Genomic DNA, 18,713 nt, shown 5'->3' with positions numbered 1-18,713 from the left:
GTTCTTGGGGGGAGCGTGAGGCGTCCCTCACCGTAGCGGGAGGTTGACAGCCCGAAGCGCGCAATGCCGTCGTGAGCCTCCCGGGGGCCCTTCCTGAATATGGGGAGTCGTCAGCCGCTGGTTCAGGGCGGCACATGCGTACTCAGGCACCGGCAAACCCCCATTCATGTCGGCGCTACCGGTAGACTGATGGACAATCCCGCTTCCTCGCGGGAGTCGTCGATACACGCCGAACGACGCAGCCGCTCCCGCCAGCCGGAGAACGGCCTGTGCTGTGCCAGAAAGGGCGCTTCGTGGCCGATTCCGGCAACCCCAACGAGAACATCCCGTCCACAGCCGGTGAGCACGGCGAGGTCACCGCCTCGTACGACGCCAGCGCGATCACCGTGCTGGAGGGCCTGGACGCGGTCCGCAAGCGACCCGGTATGTACATCGGGTCCACCGGTGAGCGCGGTCTCCACCACCTCGTGCAAGAGGTTGTCGACAACTCGGTCGACGAGGCGATGGCCGGGCACGCGGACACCATCGACGTCACGATCCTCGCCGACGGCGGGGTGCGCGTGGTCGACAACGGCCGCGGCATCCCGGTCGGCATCGTGCCGTCCGAAGGCAAGCCGGCTGTCGAGGTCGTGCTCACCGTCCTGCACGCGGGCGGAAAGTTCGGCGGCGGCGGCTACGCCGTCTCCGGTGGTCTGCACGGCGTCGGTGTGTCCGTCGTCAACGCCCTGTCCACCCGGGTCTCCGTCGAGGTCAGGACGGACGGCCACCGCTGGACCCAGGACTACAAGCTCGGCGTCCCGACCGCCCCGCTGGCCAAGCACGAGGCCACCGACGAGTCCGGCACCTCGGTCACCTTCTGGGCCGACGGGGACATCTTCGAGACCACCGAGTACAGCTTCGAGACCCTCTCGCGCCGCTTCCAGGAGATGGCGTTCCTCAACAAGGGCCTCACGCTCAAGCTCACGGACGAGCGCGAGTCGGCGAAGGCGACGGCGGGCGCGGACAGCGCCGAGGCCGTCGACGTCCCCGACGAGGAACCGGCCCGCACGGTCACGTACCACTACGAGAACGGCATCGTCGACTTCGTCAAGTACCTCAACTCCCGCAAGGGCGACCTCATCCACCAGTCGGTGATCGACATCGAGGCCGAGGACAAGGACCGGCTGCTCTCCGTCGAGATCGCCATGCAGTGGAACACGCAGTACACCGAGGGCGTCTACTCCTTCGCCAACGCGATCCACACGCACGAGGGCGGCACGCACGAGGAGGGCTTCCGCGCGGCGCTGACCTCGCTGGTCAACCGTTACGCGCGCGACAAGAAGCTGCTGCGCGAGAAGGACGACAACCTCACCGGTGAGGACGTCCGCGAGGGTCTGACGGCGATCATCTCGGTGAAGCTGGGCGAGCCGCAGTTCGAGGGACAGACGAAGACCAAGCTCGGTAACACCGAGGCGAAGACCTTCGTCCAGAAGGTCGTCCACGAGCAGCTGACGGACTGGTTCGACCGGAACCCCAACGAGGCCGCCGACATCATCCGCAAGGGCATCGCGGCCTCCACGGCGCGCGTCGCGGCCCGCAAGGCCCGTGACCTGACCCGGCGCAAGGGGCTCCTGGAGAGCGCCTCGCTGCCCGGCAAGCTGAGTGACTGCCAGTCGAACGACCCGACGAAGTGCGAGATCTTCATCGTCGAGGGTGACTCCGCCGGCGGTTCGGCGAAGTCCGGCCGCAACCCGATGTACCAGGCCATCCTGCCGATCCGCGGCAAGATCCTGAACGTCGAGAAGGCCCGTATCGACAAGATCCTGCAGAACACCGAGGTCCAGGCGCTGATCTCGGCCTTCGGCACCGGGGTCCACGAGGACTTCGACATCGAGAAGCTCCGCTATCACAAGATCATTCTGATGGCCGACGCCGACGTCGACGGCCAGCACATCAACACCCTGCTGCTGACCTTCCTGTTCCGTTTCATGCGGCCGCTGGTCGAGTCCGGGCACGTGTTCCTCTCCCGTCCGCCGCTCTACAAGATCAAGTGGGGCCGCGACGACTTCGAGTACGCGTACTCGGACCGCGAGCGCGACGCCCTGGTGGCGCTCGGCAAGCAGAACGGCAAGCGGATCAAGGAAGACTCGATCCAGCGCTTCAAGGGTCTCGGCGAGATGAACGCCGAGGAGCTGCGCGTCACGACCATGGACGTCGACCACCGGGTGCTCGGCCAGGTCACGCTGGACGACGCGGCGCAGGCCGACGACCTGTTCTCGGTCCTGATGGGCGAGGACGTAGAGGCGCGGCGCTCGTTCATCCAGCGCAACGCCAAGGACGTCCGTTTCCTCGACATCTGAGTCGGCCGTACAAGCACGCCGCAGCTCGAAAGGACTTTGACCAGCAATGGCCGACGAGAACACCCCTGTGACCCCTGAAGAGGAGCCCGCACTCGCGGGCGTGGGCATGCGTGTCGAGCCCGTGGGGCTCGAGACGGAGATGCAGCGCTCCTACCTCGACTACGCGATGTCCGTCATCGTGTCGCGCGCCCTGCCCGACGTGCGGGACGGCCTCAAGCCCGTCCACCGCCGGGTGCTCTACGCGATGTACGACGGCGGCTACCGGCCCGAGAAGGGCTTCTACAAGTGCGCCCGCGTCGTCGGTGACGTCATGGGCACGTACCACCCGCACGGCGACTCCTCGATCTACGACGCGCTCGTGCGACTGGCACAGCACTGGTCGATGCGCATGCCGCTCGTGGACTCCAACGGCAACTTCGGTTCCCCGGGCAACGACCCGGCCGCGGCGATGCGGTACACCGAGTGCAAGATGATGCCGCTGTCCATGGAGATGGTCCGCGACATCGACGAGGAGACCGTCGACTTCAAGGACAACTACGACGGCCGCAACCAGGAGCCGGTGGTTCTGCCGGCGCGCTTCCCGAACCTGCTGATCAACGGTTCCGCGGGCATCGCGGTCGGCATGGCGACCAACATCCCGCCGCACAACCTCCGCGAGGTCGCGGCAGGTGCGCAGTGGTACCTGGAGCACCCGGAGGCCTCGCACGAGGAGCTCCTGGACGCTCTGCTGGAGCGCATCAAGGGCCCGGACTTCCCGACGGGCGCGCTGGTCGTCGGCCGCAAGGGCATCGAGGAGGCGTATCGCACCGGACGCGGCTCCATCACGATGCGTGCCGTCGTGGCGGTCGAGGAGATCCAGGGCCGCCAGTGCCTGGTGGTCACGGAGCTCCCCTACCAGACCAACCCCGACAACCTGGCGCAGAAGATCGCCGACCTGGTGAAGGACGGCAAGGTCGGCGGGATCGCCGACGTCCGTGACGAGACGTCCTCGCGCACGGGTCAGCGCTTGGTCGTCGTGCTGAAGCGTGACGCGGTCGCCAAGGTCGTGCTCAACAACCTGTACAAGCACACCGATCTTCAGACGAACTTCGGCGCGAACATGCTGGCGCTCGTCGACGGGGTGCCGCGCACGCTGTCGATCGACGCGTTCATCCGGCACTGGGTGACCCACCAGATCGAGGTCATCGTCCGGCGCACCAGGTTCCGGCTGCGCAAGGCCGAGGAGCGGGCGCACATCCTGCGCGGCCTGCTCAAGGCGCTGGACGCGATCGAAGAGGTCATCGCGCTCATCCGGCGCAGCAACACCGTGGAGATCGCGCGCGAGGGCCTGATGGGCCTCCTGGAGATCGACGAGATCCAGGCGAACGCCATCCTGGAGATGCAGCTGCGCCGGCTGGCCGCGCTGGAGCACCAGAAGATCACCGCGGAGCACGACGAACTCCAGGCGAAGATCAACGAGTACAACGCGATCCTCGCCTCTCCCGAGCTCCAGCGGCAGATCGTCAGCGAGGAGCTCGCGGCGATCGTCGACAAGTTCGGCGACGACCGGCGTTCGAAGCTCGTGCCCTTCGACGGCGACATGTCCATCGAGGACCTGATCGCCGAGGAGGACATCGTCGTCACGATCTCCCGCGGCGGCTACGTGAAGCGCACGAAGACGGACGACTACCGCTCGCAGAAGCGCGGCGGCAAGGGCGTGCGCGGCACGAAGCTCAAGGAAGACGACATCGTCGACCACTTCTTCGTGTCGACGACGCACCACTGGCTGCTGTTCTTCACGAACAAGGGCCGGGTGTACCGGGCCAAGGCCTACGAGCTGCCGGACGCCGGCCGCGACGCGCGAGGTCAGCACGTCGCGAACCTGCTGGCCTTCCAGCCCGACGAGCAGATCGCGCAGATCCTGGCCATCCGCGACTACGAGGCGGCGCCCTATCTGATCCTCGCCACCAAGGGCGGCCTGGTGAAGAAGACTTCGCTGAAGGACTACGATTCGCCGCGTTCCGGCGGCGTCATCGCGATCAACCTCCGGGAGACGGAGAGCGGCGCGGACGACGAACTGATCGGTGCCGAGCTCGTGTCGGCCGAGGACGACCTGCTTCTCGTCAGCAGGAAGGCCCAGTCGATCAGGTTCACCGCCACGGACGACGCGCTGCGTCCCATGGGCCGTGCCACCTCGGGCGTCAAGGGCATGAGTTTCCGCGAGGGAGACGAACTGCTCTCGATGAATGTTGTCCGGCCCGGTACGTTCGTGTTCACTGCCACCGACGGCGGTTACGCGAAGCGGACCGCTGTCGACGAATACCGCGTCCAGGGCCGCGGCGGTCTGGGCATCAAGGCCGCCAAGATCGTGGAGGACCGTGGTTCCCTCGTCGGCGCGCTGGTGGTGGAGGAGACGGACGAGATCCTCGCCATCACGCTCGGCGGTGGTGTAATTCGTACGCGGGTCAATGAAGTCAGGGAGACGGGCCGTGACACCATGGGCGTCCAACTGATCAATCTGGGCAAGCGAGATGCCGTCGTCGGCATCGCGCGCAACGCCGAGGCCGGTCGCGAGGCCGAAGAGGTCGACGGGACCGATGTGGCCGACGGCGCCACGGTCGAGGCCGATGCCGAGACCGTGGTCGAGGGCACTGTCGAAGGCACGGCGCCTTCGGCCGGGGAGCACGAGGAGTAGAGCGTGAGTGGAGCCACGGGCGCTGGTTCGGCCGCTTCCGGAGCAGGGGCGAGCGGCGCCCGTGGCCCTGCCACGGACTCCCAAGGGGGCACTGTGACGGACACTCGGGGACCTCAGCCGCAGTACGAGGGGTACGCGACCGGGCCGTTGCCCGGTGAGCGGGAGCCCGCAGCGGGCCAGGCGGGGCCCTATCACCCGCCGCAGGCGTACCCGTCCCCCGCGGGCGGGACGCAGGGTGGCGGCACAGAGGGCGGAGCGCAGGGCGTGGGCGGCGTACAGGCGATGCGTAAGCCTCGGACGGGGGCGCGGACGACTCCGCGCATCCGCAAGGCCCGTCTGCGGGTGGCGAAGGCCGATCCGTGGTCGGTGATGAAGGTGAGCTTCCTGCTCTCCATCGCGCTGGGCATCTGCACGGTGGTCGCCGCCGCGGTCCTGTGGATGGTGATGGACGCCATGGGCGTCTTCTCCACCGTGGGCGGGACGATCAGTGAGGCCACCGGCTCGAACGAGAGCAACGGCTTCGATCTGCAGTCGTTCCTGTCGCTGCCGCGGGTCCTCATCTTCACGTCGGTCATCGCCGTGATCGACGTGGTGCTGGCCACCGCTCTGGCGACGCTGGGCGCCTTCATCTACAACTTGTCGGCAGGCTTCGTGGGTGGCGTCGAGCTCACTCTCGCCGAGGACGAGTAGGGCGCCGGGTATCGATTTTGGGACTGGCCCCGACGTGCGCTAATCTTCAGAAGTCAGCGCAGCAGCGCGGCGGGGCTATAGCTCAGTTGGTTAGAGCGCATCCCTGATAAGGATGAGGCCACAGGTTCAAATCCTGTTAGCCCCACCAGCACGAAGACCCCCGACCGATCACCGGTCGGGGGTCTTCGCGTATGTGGGCGTGGTCCGGCTGAAGAGCGGTGCGTCCAGGGGCTGGAGTGACCGGTTCCGTATCAGTGAGCCGGATCACACCTCTGCTCTCCGAGGTGCCGTGACCGGTGACCGCCGGCCGGGAGCTCCCGAGCCCGGTGAGGTTCGTGCGGCGTGGTCGCCGGCGCGGAATGCCGGCCCGGGCGCCGGACCGGACGGGAGTCTCACGGCGCCACGCGGCGGCAGGGGTGGCTTTCACCAGGCGTGCCGGGCGGGCATCCCTCGCCACGCGCCCCGGACTCCGGCCGACAGCCGCATCGGGCACGCGGGGGTTGTCTCGGGTCCGCGGGAAGACATGCGGACGCACAGGAAGGCAGGTCGGACACACAGGAAGGCCCCCGCCGGTGTGGACCGGAAGGGGCCTGGGTGGCGTCAGCGCCGCTCTCAGGGTGGCAGCGGGGTGGAGTCCCCGGCCGGGGCCGCATCGCGGGCGGAGCGTGTGCCGCCGGTCGTGTGTGCGCCCTCGGCGGTGTCCGCCGCCAACTGCCGCGTGGAGGGCGACGAGCCGTGCGCCTCGGCGCGGATGCGCTGCTTCATCGTGGGCGGCAGCGCCCTGTCACGCGGAAGGGTCCATCGAACCGACGGGGTGGTCGCGGTTGCCGCGGTCGCACCCGTGTGCTCCTGGTTCGTGCTCGTCGGCTCCGCGGCCGCGGTCTGGGCGGTGGCGAGGCCCAGGGAGGCGAGAAGTGCGAAGAAGGCGGTGATGAAGGCGGTCCAGATGCTCTTGACCCTGAAGGTGCTCATGGCCCCTCGCTTTCAGGTGGTCCGGTTTGCTTACCTTTCCGATGATGTGGATGTGGGCCGTGGATTCCGGCACCGACGCTCGCGCTGCGCCGATCTTCTGATGAACACCACTCTTATGGTTCAACCGGCCTCGACAACCTCTCCCCGAGGTGCCGAGAGGCCCCGTGAAGGGCCTTCTGCGGGGGTGCGGGCAGGTCACCGATCGGTATCGGCCGGTGTGTATAGTCGGGCGGCAGAAGTCCCCTTACGCCAAGGAAAGACGAGGTCGCGCGGTGAAGAAGCTTCTCCTGGTCGCACTGGCCGCCATCGGCGGGCTCCTCGTGTACCGCCAGATCCAGGCGGATCGCGCCGAGCAGGATCTGTGGACGGAGGCGACCGACTCCGTGCCCGCAGGTCCGGGTGTGTGAGACGGAACAGTCTGCTAAGAGCCCCGGCCGCCGAGCGGCCGGGGCTTTGTGCTGTCCGGGCGGTGTGGCGGCGTCGTGACCGCGGCCGCGCTCGCGGATTCGCGATTCGCGTAAGCGAATCGATTGGTTGCATGCGCAATGACCTGTGCGGGTCGTGCCGGATCCGACGGCATGGGCGAGAGCGGCGGCCGGCCCGGGCAATGGCGGCAACAGGGCGGTGACCGCAGACAGCGGTGGTACCGGCGGGGCAGGATGGACGGGCATCGCCACCGACGCCGGCGCGGGCGCCGTGATCGCTTCGTTCGCCGCTCCCGCTTCCGTACGCAGCCGGCGCGGGGCAGGCACGCACACGACGAGGGGAAGCGCGTGAAGAGGCAGCGCAACAGGGGCCGGGTGACGCTGGCGTCGATCGGGGTGATGTGCGCGGTGGCGGCGCTGCCGGGGCAGGCACGCGCGGCGGACGCCCCGGCCGCCTACACCTTCGATCCCACGGCGACAGCGGTCCGGGGCGCGGAGACGAACGCCGATGCGGTGGAGCTGAAGTCCGGTTCGGTCTACCGGAGTTCCATCGAGAAGGACCAGAAGCTCTACTACCGCCTGAGGCTCGACGACACGACCGACGCCTATGTGTCCGCGGTCGTCGTGCCGAAGACGGCCGGGCAGGTCGCCTACGGGGACGGCGTCACGATCAGCATCAGGGATCTCGACGACAACCGGTGCGATTCGCAGGACGCCGACTTCGGGTCGGCGGAGTTCCCCCGGCCGATCGCCGCATACGCCCACAGGACCGTGAAGAAGGGCATCACCACCTGCGCGGCGAGCGGCACGTACAACGTGCTGATCGAGCGTGAGAGCAAGGCGACTTCCGACCCCGGCGCCTGGGACCTCGAACTCCGTTTCGAGAACGAGCCGACGGTGAAGGACGCCGGATCGCGGCCCACCGAGGCACCGGAGAACTGGCCCTCCGCGTCACCGGTGCCGCCCACTGGTACCCAGAAGCGCTCCGGGGGCACGGGTTTCGCCGATGCCACGAGCCTGGAGTCCGGGGAATGGGTGGACGGCATCGCGCCGGGGCAGACCCGCTTCTACCGGGTGCCCGTGGACTGGGGACAGCAGATCTTCGCCACGGCCGCGCTGAGCAACAGCAGCAGGTCGACCGAATTCCTCGGCAACGCCCTGGCGGTCTCCCTGGAGAACCCGGCACACGGCCATGTGGAGGATGCGACCCTGTCGTACTCCGGAGCCCCGAACTCCGTTTCTCTGCAACCGCTGCCGCCCGTGGCCTACGAGAACCGCCACGCCTCGGCGACACGCGTCAGCGCCATGCGTTTCGCCGGCTGGTACTACCTCTCGGTGACGCTCTCCCCGAAGGTCGCGGAGCGGTACGGCGACGACCCGATCGGGCTGACGCTCAAGGTCAAGGTCGTCAACGACGGCGAGCCGTCGCCCTATCAGGGGGACGCCGGGATCTTTGGGGTCAGCGACGACGACAGGGACATGGCCAGGAGCGGTCAGAGCGCATCCGACGCCGACAGGAGCGACACCATGAAGACGGTGGCCGCGGGTGGCATCGGTACGGGCGTGGTGCTGGTGGCCGGACTCGGGGTGTGGACGCTGCTCGCCAGGCGCCGGGAGGCGCTCGCCGCGCCCTCCGCCGGGGGGCAGCAGCCGGGCGGGCAGCCCCCCGCCCGGTGACCGGTCAGGTCTGGGTCAGGGCCCAGATGCCCACCGCGAAGCAGACCAGGGCGACCAGCAGCACCGGGATCGCCACTGTGGGGGGAGGGCCCGGCCGCTTCACCGGAGCCGCCTGAGGGGCGGCCACGGGCGGTACGAAGGCCTGGGGAGCCTGGGGGTGCTGTGCCGTGTAGGAGCGCGTCGGCGCCGTACCGTACGGCACGGCCGCGGTCGCTGCCTGCGAGAGGTCCGGTGCGGGGCCGGTCGCGTAGGGCCCGTACGGAGACGACTGGGGCGGCTGGGGGACAGGCACCTGCTGCGGCGGGGGTGCCAGGTGGAAGCTGCCCGTCTCCGACATCGAGGACGGCTGGGGACGGGGCTCCGGCCGCCCGCTGTCCTGCGCGGGCACGTGCGACTGCTCCGAGGGCCGCGGCGGCGTCGCCCGGTTCACGGCCGGCTGCGCGGGTGGTGGCGGACCGTCGGCCGGGCTTTCCGGTCCCTCGGGGCCGAACCCCGCCGGCAGGGGGCCGATCTGGTCGAACACCTCGACCGGTTCGTCGTCCGCACCGGCCTCGGCCAGCATCTCCACCGCTGCGGTCAGCGCCTTGCGTGCCCCTGTGGCCGTGCGGAAGCGGGCGTGCGGATCCGGCTGGAGAAGACCGGCGAGTACCTGCCACAGGGGCTCGGGGACGCCCTGAGGGGCACCGGGGGTGCCGTGGGCGGCGAAGTACTCGATCAGCGCCTGGGCGTCGGGCTTCTGTCCCTGCAGGAGGTAGAGCGCGACCAGGCCGACGGCGAACAGGTCCGCCGGGAAGTCGGGTTCCGCGCCCATCATCTGCTCCGGCGCGAAGTAACCGGGCGTACCGACCACGTAGTTGGTCTCGGTCAGCCGTGGCTCGCCCTTGCGCATCGAGATGCCGAAGTCGGACAGCCGCAGGTGCGGACGCCCGGTGCCGGTGGCCTCCATGAGGATGTTGGCCGGTTTGATGTCCCGGTGCACGACCCCCTCGGCGTGCACGGTGGACAGGCCGGACAGCAGCTGGTCGAGGAGCAGGCAGACGAAGCGCGGAGGCAACGGGCCGTAGTCGCCGATGACATGGGCCAGCGATCCACCGCTGACCAGATCCATCGTGAAGAGGACCTTGTCGTCGTCGGCGGCCCAGCTGGCCGGCGCGAGCACGTGGGGATGTTCGATCCGGAGTGCCTGCTCGCGGACGAAGCGGAGCAGTGTGTGCGCGTCGCTCTGCTGCAGGACTTTCGCCGCCACGTAACGGCGGCGCCTGTGGTCCCACGCGCGCCAGACGGCACCGACGCCGCCACGTCCGATCGGATCGACGAGCTCGTACCGACCGGCGAAGACCTCACCCATTGCGCTGTGCCCGCTCCCGTTCCGAATCGGTTCGTGCCCCGGCTGTCGGGATACTGCCACGGGCCGTGTTCTCCCGTGGCAGTTCCGGGCCCCGGGGCCTGTTCCTGGCGAAGGGTCCTAGCTCTGGTGGGCTTCGTAGTGCGCGACGGCGTCCGCGGTGCGTCCCGCCCCGTACACCCTCAGGAACTCCGCCAGTTCCGGGTGCGCGGGCGCGAGGGAGTCGGCCGCGTCGATGATGTCTCCCGCCGCGGCCACCGAACGCAGCAGTGACTGGATCTCACGGACCACGCGGCGCACGGTGGGGGCTCCGCCGGTGGTGGTGGTCTGGCCGGTGTTGGTGAGGACGGAGCCGCCCTGAGACTTCTTGATCTCTTCCATCCGGTCCGTCGCCTCTCCCGCGCTGACGCTGCCGTCCGCGACCTGGCCGGCGAGTTCCTGGAGTGCCTGGACACGCTGGACCACGGCGGGGTTGCCGATCTTGGCGCGCTGGCCGCTCATCAACTGGGAGAGCATCGGGGCGGACAGCCCGAGCACCGCGGCGAGCCGGGCCTGATTCAGACCCAGGTCGTCTATCAGCCTGCGGAAGAGCGCTCCCAGCGGCTCTCCGTACCAGCTGCGCTGGAGCTCTCTGGCTCTAGCCGTGGCCTCTTGCTGCGCTGCGTCCATTGCGTCTCCCCTTCGCTGCGGCTTCGCTGCCGCGAACCTCGTCGTGCATCTTACGGAGAGCGGTTCCAGACCGGGAGTCCCAATCCTTTTGCAAGATTCAGGGGGTCACCCGGTACTCTGTTCTGCGACGGACCTCGCGGCACGGTTGTGCGCTGCGATGTCCCCGTTTCGGGGCCTTAGCTCAGTTGGTAGAGCGCTGCCTTTGCAAGGCAGATGTCAGGAGTTCGAATCTCCTAGGCTCCACACGCGAAGAGCCCGGTCGGCCTGCGGAAACGCAGGCCGACCGGGCTCTCTTTCGTGGATCGGTGCCGTCGTGGTCCGACATGACCCCTGAGGTGTGGCGAGGCACGGAAGCCGCCGGGGTGCCGGGAATCCCGTGCCGCGCCGGGATCCCTTCGTGCGCGGTTCGGTTTCACGTGAAACGGCGAGGGGCGCCGGAGACCATGAGGTCTTCCGGCGCCCCTCGCCGGCGTCCGCTTCCCGGGGTACCGGGCCGGCGCCGTCGGTCAGCGGTTGTCGTCCCGGCCGTCCGTGCGCTCCGAGCCGGACTCGGCCTCGTCCTGCTTGACGCGGACCTCGGGGTCGAGGACCGAGGTGCCGCTGCCGTCGACCGAGGTCAGGGGAGCGCGGTCGTCGGCCACCTCGGTGGGCGCGGGCGGCTCGACGAGCCAGTCCGGGTTGGCCTGCTTGTCCCACCACTTCCACGCGGCGAGGGCTCCACCGGCCAGCACGCCGAGCACGAGGAAGCCCTTGGCCGCCCGACCGGCCTTGGCCCGCCGCTCGTGCTTCCTGACGAGCTTGTGGATCTCCTTGGCCGTGACCTGGCCACGCAACGCGGCCAGCGCGGCCGTGCTGCGTGCGGTGGCCTCCTCCGCCATGGGGCGGCTCGCAGCGACGGCGTACTCGACACGGGGCACGGTGTAGTCCGCCGCTGTACGGGCCGCGCTGCGCGTCCGTACGGCTGCCCTGTGCGCGGCCTCGTCGACCTTGGGGGGCACATGGGTCAGTGCCTGTTCGATGCGAGGGGCGAGGTGCGCGCCGTACTGGACGCGAGCCTGCGCGGCTGCCTTCGACATCTTGGGCGCGAGCCGGGCGCGGGCCTCCTGGGCATAGTGCGCGGCCTGTTCCTTGGCCGTGTCGGCGTAGGGCGCCACCACTTCCGCGGCGTGCTGCGCGCTGTCCTTCGCCGAGTAGGTTGCGGCGCGCACGCTGTCGATGCGGGTCACGGGATCCTCCTCCTTGGTGGCGGGTAGGTACTCCGCCTATCCACCCAATTCGAAATCATGCCCGCTGAGGCACGGAGCGCCATGCGGGACGGGCATCCGGGTCATGTCGGCATTCTCGGTCAATTCGGTGCAGGCGGAGCGTGTCGACGACGATGCCACGGTTCGTGTCGGCGCGCTCCGCGCCGTCGGCACGAGGCCGTACCCGGGGCGCGGACTCGCCGGAGGGGTGGGGCAAGGGCGGGCAAGGAGGTGAGCGCGGCCCTGTCGCAGGGCGGTGACGGGGATGTGGAGGGGGTGCACCGTGCGAGGATCTGTGGTCATCAGCGAGGACTTACGGAAGGCAGATCGTGGCCGAGGAGCTTTACGCCACTTTGAAGACCAACCACGGCGACATCGCGATCCGGCTTCTGCCGAACCACGCGCCCAAGACGGTCAGGAACTTCGTCGAGCTGGCCAGGGGCGAGCGTGAGTGGACCGACCCGGAGACCGGCAGGAAGTCCACGGACAAGCTGTACGACGGAACCGTCTTCCACCGGGTCATCAGCGGCTTCATGATCCAGGGCGGCGACCCGCTGGGCAATGGAACGGGTGGCCCGGGCTACGAGTTCGCCGACGAGTTCCACCCCGATCTCGCCTTCACCCAGCCGTACCTGCTGGCGATGGCCAACGCGGGACCGGGGACCAACGGCTCGCAGTTCTTCGTCACGGTGTCACCCACCGCCTGGCTGACCGGCAAGCACACCATCTTCGGCGAGGTCGCCGACGAGGCGGGCCGGAAGGTCGTGGACGCGATCGCGGCCGCTCCGACCAATCCGCGGACCGACCGGCCGCTCCAGGACGTGGTGATCGAATCGGTCGTCGTCGAGACCCGCTGACCGACGTGCCCGGCCCCGCCCGCCGGGGCCGCCGACCCGGTGCACGGTCCCCCGACCCGGTGGACGGTCCGCCCGCACGGGAACCAACCGCCCTGCTCGACCGTAGTGCTACATAACGGGCGAGCGGGCGGTCACACGTGCGCCGCCTCCCCGGACGAGATGCGAAGGGGCCGTGACCGATGGAGAAGCAGCAGCCGCCGGAAGACCGGGGCGGGTCCGCGGCTGCGGGCGGCCCTCCCACGTGCTACCGCCACCCCGACCGGGAGACCGGGATCCGCTGCACCAGGTGCGAGCGGCCGATCTGCACGGACTGCATGATCGGGGCGTCGGTGGGATTCCAGTGCCCGGACTGTGTCCGTCAGGGCTCCGGGACGGGCCATCACCCTGCCGCCGCCCGGCCGCGGACCCTGGCCGGCGGCAGTGTCGCGGGCGACCCCAGGCTGATCACCAAGATCCTCATCGCCGTCAACCTCATCGTCTTCATCGTGGTCTGGGCGAGACCGGAGCTCCTCGACGATCTCCTGCTGTTCGGCCGTGCCACCACGGACGACCCCTCCGCCGGTTACGAGGGCGTGGCCGAAGGGCAGTGGTACCGGCTGGTGACGTCGATGTTCCTGCATGTGGAGGTGTGGCACATCGCCTTCAACATGCTGGGGCTGTGGTGGCTCGGGGGGCCGCTGGAAGCCGCGCTCGGCCGTGCGCGGTACCTCGCGCTGTACGTGCTCTCCGGGCTCGCGGGCGGCGCGCTCACCTACCTGATCACAGGCCCGGCGCAGGGGTCGCTCGGTGCGTCCGGCGCCGTCTTCGGTCTCCTGGGCGCCACGGCCGTGCTCATGCGCCGGATGAACTACGACCTGCGCCCGGTCATCGCGCTGCTCGTGGTGAACCTGATCTTCACCTTCAACCCGTGGGGCCGGATCGCCTGGCAGGCGCACGTCGGCGGGCTGGTCGCCGGTGCCCTGATAGCGATCGCCATGATCCACGCCCCGCGCGCACGCCGGAATCTCGTGCAGTACGGCGCCTGTGCACTGGTCCTGCTCGCGGTCGTGGCCATCGTCCTGGCGAGGACCGCTGTGCTCACCTGAGCGAAGTCAGTCGCTCCGGGGGGTGGTTGTCCACAGAACGTGCCGGATCTTGTGCATGACGTGGGGAACAGGTGTGCCCCTTGTCGCTGGACCGGGTTCTCCCAGACAGGACAAGGGGCATGCCCTCTAGCAATGCGTAAGTGTGTAGTCACACCGGCGTCAACTGCGAGGGAAGTTATCCACAGATCGTCTGACCTTTTCCCCCGCCTGTGGATAACTCTGTGGGTAACTTCAGGGCAGAGCTACTTCCACTGCGTGGAGACGCCGAAGCCACCGGCGATGAAGCCGAAGCCCACCACGATGTTCCAGTTGCCCAGCGCACTGAGCGGCATGTCGCCCTCGGTGACGTAGAAGAGCACGATCCAGGCCAGACCGACCAGGAAGAGCGCCAGCATCACCGGCGCCACCCAACTGCGGTTGGACAGCTTTATGCTCGTCGACTGCTTCGCCGGCGGCGGCGTGAAGTCTGCCTTCTTGCGGATACGTGACTTCGGCACGAGGGACTCTCCTGTCGATGCGCTGCGTGACCGCGCAGGGATCTTGTGGCTGGCGCCGGGGCGCGAGGGGGAATGCTGCCTCCCCGGGGCGTCCGTTAGCGTAGTGCTTCCGTGGCGCCTAAGGAGATAAGGGTACGTTGAGTAATTCTGACGACTCTCCTCGAGGCCCGGCCCGGCGCATCTCCCGCCGGCCGGTCCAGGGCCTCACCGCTGCCGTCTTCGCGCTGGCCGGACTGATCTTCGTCACCAGCGCCAACGCGGCCAAGGGGACCGACATCCGCACCGACTCCTCGCTGCTGAAACTCTCCGACCTCATCCAGCAGCGCAGCGAGAAGAACGCGGAACTGGACGAATCGACCGCGTCCGTCCGCGCGGACATCGACACCCTCGCCCGGCGCGACGACGGGAGCACCCGCGCCGAGGACGCCGAACTGGACGCCCTGGAGAAGGCCGCGGGCACCACGGCGGTCACCGGGGAGGCTCTTTCGGTCACGTTGAACGACGCGCCGCCGAACGCCACCGCCAATCCGGGATACCCCGATCCGCAGCCGAACGACCTGGTCATCCACCAGCAGGACCTCCAGGCCGTCGTCAACGCCCTCTGGCAGGGCGGGGCGAAGGGGATCCGGGTGATGGACCAGCGCCTCATCTCCACGAGCGCCGTGCGCTGTGTAGGCAACACGCTCATCCTGCAGGGCCGCGTCTACTCGCCTCCGTACAAGGTGACCGCGGTCGGTGACCGGGGGAAGCTCAGGCAGGCGCTCGACGACTCCACGGCGATCCAGAACTACCAGCTCTACGTGAAGGCCTACGGGCTGGGATGGAAGGTCGAGGAGAGCGACAGGCTGACGCTCCCCGGCTACTCGGGCACCGTCGACCTCCATTACGCGCAGCCCGTGCGATAGGGCGGTCCGGGCAGGACGCGCAGCCCGTGCGACAGGGCGGTCCGGGCAGGACGCGCAGCCTGTGCGGGCGGGTGGTCCTGTGCCGTCCGGCCGTGACCGTGCCGCGCCGGCACCGCGTACGACGCGCCGGTACGGGACCCGTACGACGAGCGTGTGACGGACCCGTCCCGGTGGCTTTCCACAGCTGACCCACGCCTGAGCCCGCGCCGTTTAGTCTGGTGCCGTACCGAACGGAGGCAACAGCATGTACGGCTGGATCTGGCGGCATCTGCCGGGCAACGCATGGGTACGGGGCTTCATCTCGCTCGTGCTGGCCCTGGCGGTTGTCTACGCGCTCTTCCAGTACGTCTTCCCCTGGGCGGAGCCGCTGCTCCCGTTCGGTGACGTGACGGTCGACGGTGAAGGCGGCGGCGGGACGGGGGCCGGTCAGTGAGCGCACGCATCCTCGTCGTCGACAACTACGACAGCTTCGTCTTCAACCTCGTCCAGTACCTCTACCAGCTCGGCGCGGAGTGCGAAGTCGTCCGCAACGACGAGGTGACCACGGCCCACGCCGACGACGGATTCGACGGAGTCCTGCTCTCCCCCGGCCCCGGCACGCCCGAAGAAGCCGGTGTCTGCATCGAGATGGTGCACCACTGCGCGCGGAGCGGTGTCCCGGTCTTCGGTGTCTGCCTGGGCATGCAGTCGATGGCCGTCGCCTACGGCGGTGTCGTGGACCGTGCTCCGGAGCTGCTGCACGGCAAGACCTCCCCCGTACTTCACGAGGGCAAGGGGGTGTTCGCCGGACTGCCGTCGCCCTTCACCGCGACGCGCTATCACTCGCTGGCCGCCGAACCCACGACGATCCCGCCCGAGCTGGAGGTCACCGCACGCACCGTCGACGGCATCATCATGGGGCTGCGCCACCGTGAACAGGCCGTGGAGGGAGTGCAGTTCCACCCCGAGTCGGTGCTCACGGAGCACGGGCACCTGATGCTCGCCAACTGGCTGGAGCAGTGCGGTGACGTGGGGGCCGTCGCGAGATCGGTGGGGCTCGCCCCGGTGGTGGGCAAGGTCGCGGCGTGACCGCAATCCGCCCCGACTCCGGGCAGGAAGGCTCGTACGCGCAGGGAGCGTACGAGCCCGACGGCGCGTTCGAGGCGGCGGTGGAACAGCTCGCTGATCCGCTGAACGACCCCCTGCCGGGACGGCACGCCTCACCCTGGCTCCGCCCGGAGACCGCGGCGGCCGACGACGAGCCGCCCGGGAAGCCCGGTACGGCGCCCCAGAAGCCCGCGGAGACCCCGGGTGAGTGGTACGACCCGGAGGGCTATCAGCGGGACTGGTACGGGCAGCAGCGGCCGGGCGCGGACCCCGCGCCCGGAGTCGCGTCAGGACCCACCGCAGGACCCACTTCGGGACCGGCCGAGGGGACCACGGTGCTGCCCGGACTCGTGACCGCGGTGGCGGAACCCGCGAGGGCTCCCGCACAGGCGTCCGTCGATCCGCCGGCGCCACGCCGCCCCGCTCCCGGACGCGTCGCGGTCCCGCCCCAGGCGCGGCCGGCCGTCGGCGACGAGACCATAGCCCTGCGGACGGCCGACACCCGGCGTGCGACGGGCGAGGCCGGCGCGGACTCCACGACGACCGCCTCCACGACGACCGCCTCCGAGGCGCTCGACTCCGAGGCGACGGCCACCGGTGGCCGGGCCGAGCGCCGGCGGGCGGCCAAGGGGCGCGGAAGACGGCGGCCGGAACCAGCGACGCCCCCGGGATCCGGGACGGCGCGGTCCGGGGCCCCGATGTCCCGCGTGGAGGCTCGTCGCGCGGCCCGTGCGGCCAAGGAAAGCCCTGCCGTGGTGGCGAGCCGGGTCGTCGGAGAAGTCTTCATCACGTTCGGCGTGCTGATGCTCCTGTTCGTCACCTACCAGCTGTGGTGGACCAACGTCCGCGCCGACCAGATCGCCGGCCGGGAGACGCACAAGATCCAGGACGACTGGGCGGCCGGCGAGCGCAGCCCCGGTGCCTTCGAACCGGGCCAGGGGTTCGCCATCATGCACATCCCCAAGCTGGACGTCGTCGCGCCGATCGCCGAGGGCATCAGCAAGGAGAAGGTCCTCGACCGGGGCATGGTGGGTCACTACGGCGAGGGCAAGCTGAAGACGGCGATGCCGTCGGCGCAGCAGGGCAACTTCGCGGTGGCGGGTCACCGCAACACCCACGGCGAACCGTTCCGCTACATCAACAAGCTGAAGCCCGGTGACCCGATCGTGGTCGAGACCCAGGACGCCTACTACACGTACGAGATGACCAGCATCCTTCCGCAGACGTCGCCCTCGAACGTGGCGGTGATCGACGAGGTGCCCCCGGGCTCCGGCTTCACCGGCCCCGGCAGGTACATCACACTGACGACCTGTACGCCGGAATTCACGAGTACGTACCGAATGATCGTGTGGGGCAAGATGGTCGACGAACGCCCGCGGAGCAAGGGGAAGCCCGACGCGCTCGTCGGCTGAAGCGGGCTGGACGACATCACGACAGGGGCGGGTGCGGTGGCAGCTGGGACCGAGCAGGACGAGCGTGTCGACGTGCCACCGCCGCCGGCGCCACGCGGCGGCCGGCATCCCGTCGCCGCGGTGGTGAGCCTCTTCGGTGAACTCCTGATCACCGCGGGCCTGGTGCTCGGCCTGTTCGTCGTCTACTCGCTGTGGTGGACCAACGTCCTCGCCGACCGTGAGGCCGACAAGCAGGGCAACACCGTCCGTGACCGCTGGGCGGGGGGACCCGGGGCCCTGGACACGCGGGACGGCATCGGCTTCCTCCACGTACCCGCCATGAAGAACGGCGAGGTACTGGTCGGGAAGGGCACCGGCACCACGAGGCTGAACAGCGGAGTGGCCGGCTATTACACGGATCCCGTGAAGTCGGCCCTTCCCTCCGACAAGACGGGCAACTTCGCCCTCGCGGCGCACCGGGACGGACACGGCGCCAAGTTCCACAACATCGACAAGGTGAAGAAGGGCGACGCCGTCGTCTTCGAGACCCGGGACACCTGGTACGTCTACAAGGTCTACGCGAAGCTGCCCGAGACCTCCAAGTTCAACGTCGACGCGATCGCCGCCGTCCCCAAGGAATCGGGTGCGAAGAAGCCCGGCCGCTACATCACGCTGACGACGTGCACGCCCGTCTACACGTCGAACTACCGCTACATCGTGTGGGGCGAACTGGTGCGCACGGAGAAGGTGGACAGGGACCGCACGAAGCCGGTGGAGCTGCGCTAGTCCGGTTGGATCGCGCCCGGGGAAACAGAGACAGGGCCCCGGTCACCTTCGAGGTGACCGGGGCCCTGTCG

17 protein-coding genes and 2 tRNA genes are annotated in these 18,713 nt (G+C 69.2%); 14 read left to right on the top strand and 5 right to left on the bottom strand.

Annotated elements, in window-relative coordinates; genetic code table 11:
• The first annotated feature begins 269 nt into the window (after positions 1-269).
• The 4 genes from gyrB to ACFYY2_RS16230 all read left to right on the top strand — a co-directional run bounded on the left by gyrB (position 270) and on the right by ACFYY2_RS16230 (position 5,851).
• Positions 270-2,339, top strand: coding sequence for a DNA topoisomerase (ATP-hydrolyzing) subunit B (gene gyrB / locus ACFYY2_RS16245; protein WP_388742763.1), 2,070 nt, complete (start codon positions 270-272; stop codon positions 2,337-2,339).
• A 46-nt stretch (positions 2,340-2,385) separates the two neighbouring features.
• The gene (gene gyrA / locus ACFYY2_RS16240) at positions 2,386-5,013 is read left to right on the top strand and encodes a DNA gyrase subunit A (RefSeq protein WP_388742760.1); all 2,628 of its coding nucleotides are present in this window, start codon (positions 2,386-2,388) and stop codon (positions 5,011-5,013) included.
• Between the two features lie 93 nt (positions 5,014-5,106).
• The gene (locus tag ACFYY2_RS16235) at positions 5,107-5,703 is read left to right on the top strand and encodes a DUF3566 domain-containing protein (protein ID WP_329039092.1); all 597 of its coding nucleotides are present in this window, start codon (positions 5,107-5,109) and stop codon (positions 5,701-5,703) included.
• Positions 5,704-5,774: 71 nt separating this feature from the next.
• Positions 5,775-5,851 (top strand) — tRNA-Ile (locus ACFYY2_RS16230).
• Between the two features lie 464 nt (positions 5,852-6,315).
• Here ACFYY2_RS16230 and ACFYY2_RS16225 read toward each other — a convergent pair.
• The gene (locus tag ACFYY2_RS16225) at positions 6,316-6,675 is read right to left on the bottom strand and encodes a DUF6344 domain-containing protein (protein WP_388742757.1); all 360 of its coding nucleotides are present in this window, start codon (positions 6,673-6,675) and stop codon (positions 6,316-6,318) included.
• 272 nt (positions 6,676-6,947) lie between these two features.
• On the opposite strand from ACFYY2_RS16225, the gene ACFYY2_RS16220 reads away from it, so the two are divergent.
• Together ACFYY2_RS16220 and ACFYY2_RS16215 are read left to right on the top strand one after the other, a co-directional pair.
• Positions 6,948-7,082, top strand: a complete 135-nt coding sequence (locus ACFYY2_RS16220; RefSeq protein ID WP_219818897.1) for a DLW-39 family protein — start codon at positions 6,948-6,950, stop codon at positions 7,080-7,082.
• Between the two features lie 366 nt (positions 7,083-7,448).
• On the top strand, positions 7,449-8,777 hold the full coding sequence (locus ACFYY2_RS16215; protein WP_388742754.1) for a hypothetical protein: 1,329 nt from the start codon (positions 7,449-7,451) through the stop codon (positions 8,775-8,777).
• 4 nt (positions 8,778-8,781) lie between these two features.
• On the opposite strand, the gene ACFYY2_RS16210 is transcribed toward ACFYY2_RS16215, so the two are convergent.
• On the bottom strand, positions 8,782-10,125 hold the full coding sequence (locus ACFYY2_RS16210; protein WP_388742752.1) for a serine/threonine protein kinase: 1,344 nt from the start codon (positions 10,123-10,125) through the stop codon (positions 8,782-8,784).
• A 117-nt stretch (positions 10,126-10,242) separates the two neighbouring features.
• Positions 10,243-10,791: a helix-turn-helix domain-containing protein gene (locus ACFYY2_RS16205; RefSeq protein ID WP_388742749.1), complete on the bottom strand. Its 549-nt coding sequence runs from the start codon at positions 10,789-10,791 to the stop codon at positions 10,243-10,245.
• A 170-nt stretch (positions 10,792-10,961) separates the two neighbouring features.
• Between ACFYY2_RS16205 and ACFYY2_RS16200 the strand changes: the two genes are divergently transcribed.
• Positions 10,962-11,034, top strand: a tRNA-Ala gene (locus tag ACFYY2_RS16200).
• A 263-nt stretch (positions 11,035-11,297) separates the two neighbouring features.
• Here the strand turns inward: ACFYY2_RS16200 and ACFYY2_RS16195 are convergent.
• Positions 11,298-12,017, bottom strand: coding sequence for a DUF5324 family protein (locus tag ACFYY2_RS16195; RefSeq protein WP_388742748.1), 720 nt, complete (start codon positions 12,015-12,017; stop codon positions 11,298-11,300).
• A 347-nt stretch (positions 12,018-12,364) separates the two neighbouring features.
• On the opposite strand from ACFYY2_RS16195, the gene ACFYY2_RS16190 reads away from it, so the two are divergent.
• Together ACFYY2_RS16190 and ACFYY2_RS16185 are read left to right on the top strand one after the other, a co-directional pair.
• On the top strand, positions 12,365-12,892 hold the full coding sequence (locus ACFYY2_RS16190; protein ID WP_388742745.1) for a peptidylprolyl isomerase: 528 nt from the start codon (positions 12,365-12,367) through the stop codon (positions 12,890-12,892).
• A gap of 179 nt (positions 12,893-13,071) precedes the next feature.
• Positions 13,072-13,977 (top strand): rhomboid family intramembrane serine protease, encoded by a 906-nt coding sequence (locus tag ACFYY2_RS16185; RefSeq protein WP_388742744.1) that lies wholly within the window; start codon positions 13,072-13,074, stop codon positions 13,975-13,977.
• Between the two features lie 242 nt (positions 13,978-14,219).
• Here ACFYY2_RS16185 and crgA read toward each other — a convergent pair whose 3' ends face one another.
• A complete protein-coding gene (crgA, locus tag ACFYY2_RS16180) occupies positions 14,220-14,474 on the bottom strand; it encodes a cell division protein CrgA (protein WP_327116838.1) in 255 nt (84 codons plus the stop codon).
• A 137-nt stretch (positions 14,475-14,611) separates the two neighbouring features.
• On the opposite strand from crgA, the gene ACFYY2_RS16175 reads away from it, so the two are divergent.
• The 5 genes from ACFYY2_RS16175 to ACFYY2_RS16155 all read left to right on the top strand — a co-directional run bounded on the left by ACFYY2_RS16175 (position 14,612) and on the right by ACFYY2_RS16155 (position 18,642).
• Positions 14,612-15,379: a DUF881 domain-containing protein gene (locus ACFYY2_RS16175; protein ID WP_388742741.1), complete on the top strand. Its 768-nt coding sequence runs from the start codon at positions 14,612-14,614 to the stop codon at positions 15,377-15,379.
• Positions 15,380-15,623: 244 nt separating this feature from the next.
• Positions 15,624-15,812, top strand: a complete 189-nt coding sequence (locus ACFYY2_RS16170) for a hypothetical protein (protein ID WP_388742738.1) — start codon at positions 15,624-15,626, stop codon at positions 15,810-15,812.
• The gene (locus ACFYY2_RS16165; RefSeq protein ID WP_388742736.1) at positions 15,809-16,447 is read left to right on the top strand and encodes an aminodeoxychorismate/anthranilate synthase component II; all 639 of its coding nucleotides are present in this window, start codon (positions 15,809-15,811) and stop codon (positions 16,445-16,447) included. The genes ACFYY2_RS16170 and ACFYY2_RS16165 overlap by 4 nt, the downstream gene beginning before the upstream one ends.
• Entirely contained in the window at positions 16,444-17,877 is a 1,434-nt protein-coding gene (locus ACFYY2_RS16160; protein ID WP_388742734.1) for a class E sortase, read from the top strand. The genes ACFYY2_RS16165 and ACFYY2_RS16160 overlap by 4 nt, the downstream gene beginning before the upstream one ends.
• Before the next feature lie 36 nt (positions 17,878-17,913).
• Positions 17,914-18,642 carry a class E sortase gene (locus ACFYY2_RS16155; protein WP_388742732.1) on the top strand — a complete coding sequence of 243 codons (729 nt, stop codon included), beginning with the start codon at positions 17,914-17,916 and terminating at the stop codon, positions 18,640-18,642.
• The last annotated feature ends 71 nt before the right edge of the window (positions 18,643-18,713 follow it).

The sequence above is a fragment of the Streptomyces sp. NPDC001822 genome (assembly GCF_042892135.1).
Classification (GTDB): domain Bacteria; phylum Actinomycetota; class Actinomycetes; order Streptomycetales; family Streptomycetaceae; genus Streptomyces.
Note: the sequence above shows the minus strand (reverse complement) of the source record. Positions and strands in the feature narration are given on the sequence as shown.

Bases quoted from the DNA above. Each gene is read 5' to 3' on its own strand.
- gyrA (WP_388742760.1), top strand. From the start codon at position 2,386: ATGGCCGACGAGAACACCCCTGTGACCCCTGAAGAGGAGCCCGCACTC.
- ACFYY2_RS16225 (WP_388742757.1), bottom strand. From the start codon at position 6,675: ATGAGCACCTTCAGGGTCAAGAGCATCTGGACCGCCTTCATCACCGCC.
- ACFYY2_RS16210 (WP_388742752.1), bottom strand. From the start codon at position 10,125: ATGGGTGAGGTCTTCGCCGGTCGGTACGAGCTCGTCGATCCGATCGGA.
- ACFYY2_RS16205 (WP_388742749.1), bottom strand. From the start codon at position 10,791: ATGGACGCAGCGCAGCAAGAGGCCACGGCTAGAGCCAGAGAGCTCCAG.
- ACFYY2_RS16185 (WP_388742744.1), top strand. From the start codon at position 13,072: ATGGAGAAGCAGCAGCCGCCGGAAGACCGGGGCGGGTCCGCGGCTGCG.
- ACFYY2_RS16170 (WP_388742738.1), top strand. From the start codon at position 15,624: ATGTACGGCTGGATCTGGCGGCATCTGCCGGGCAACGCATGGGTACGG.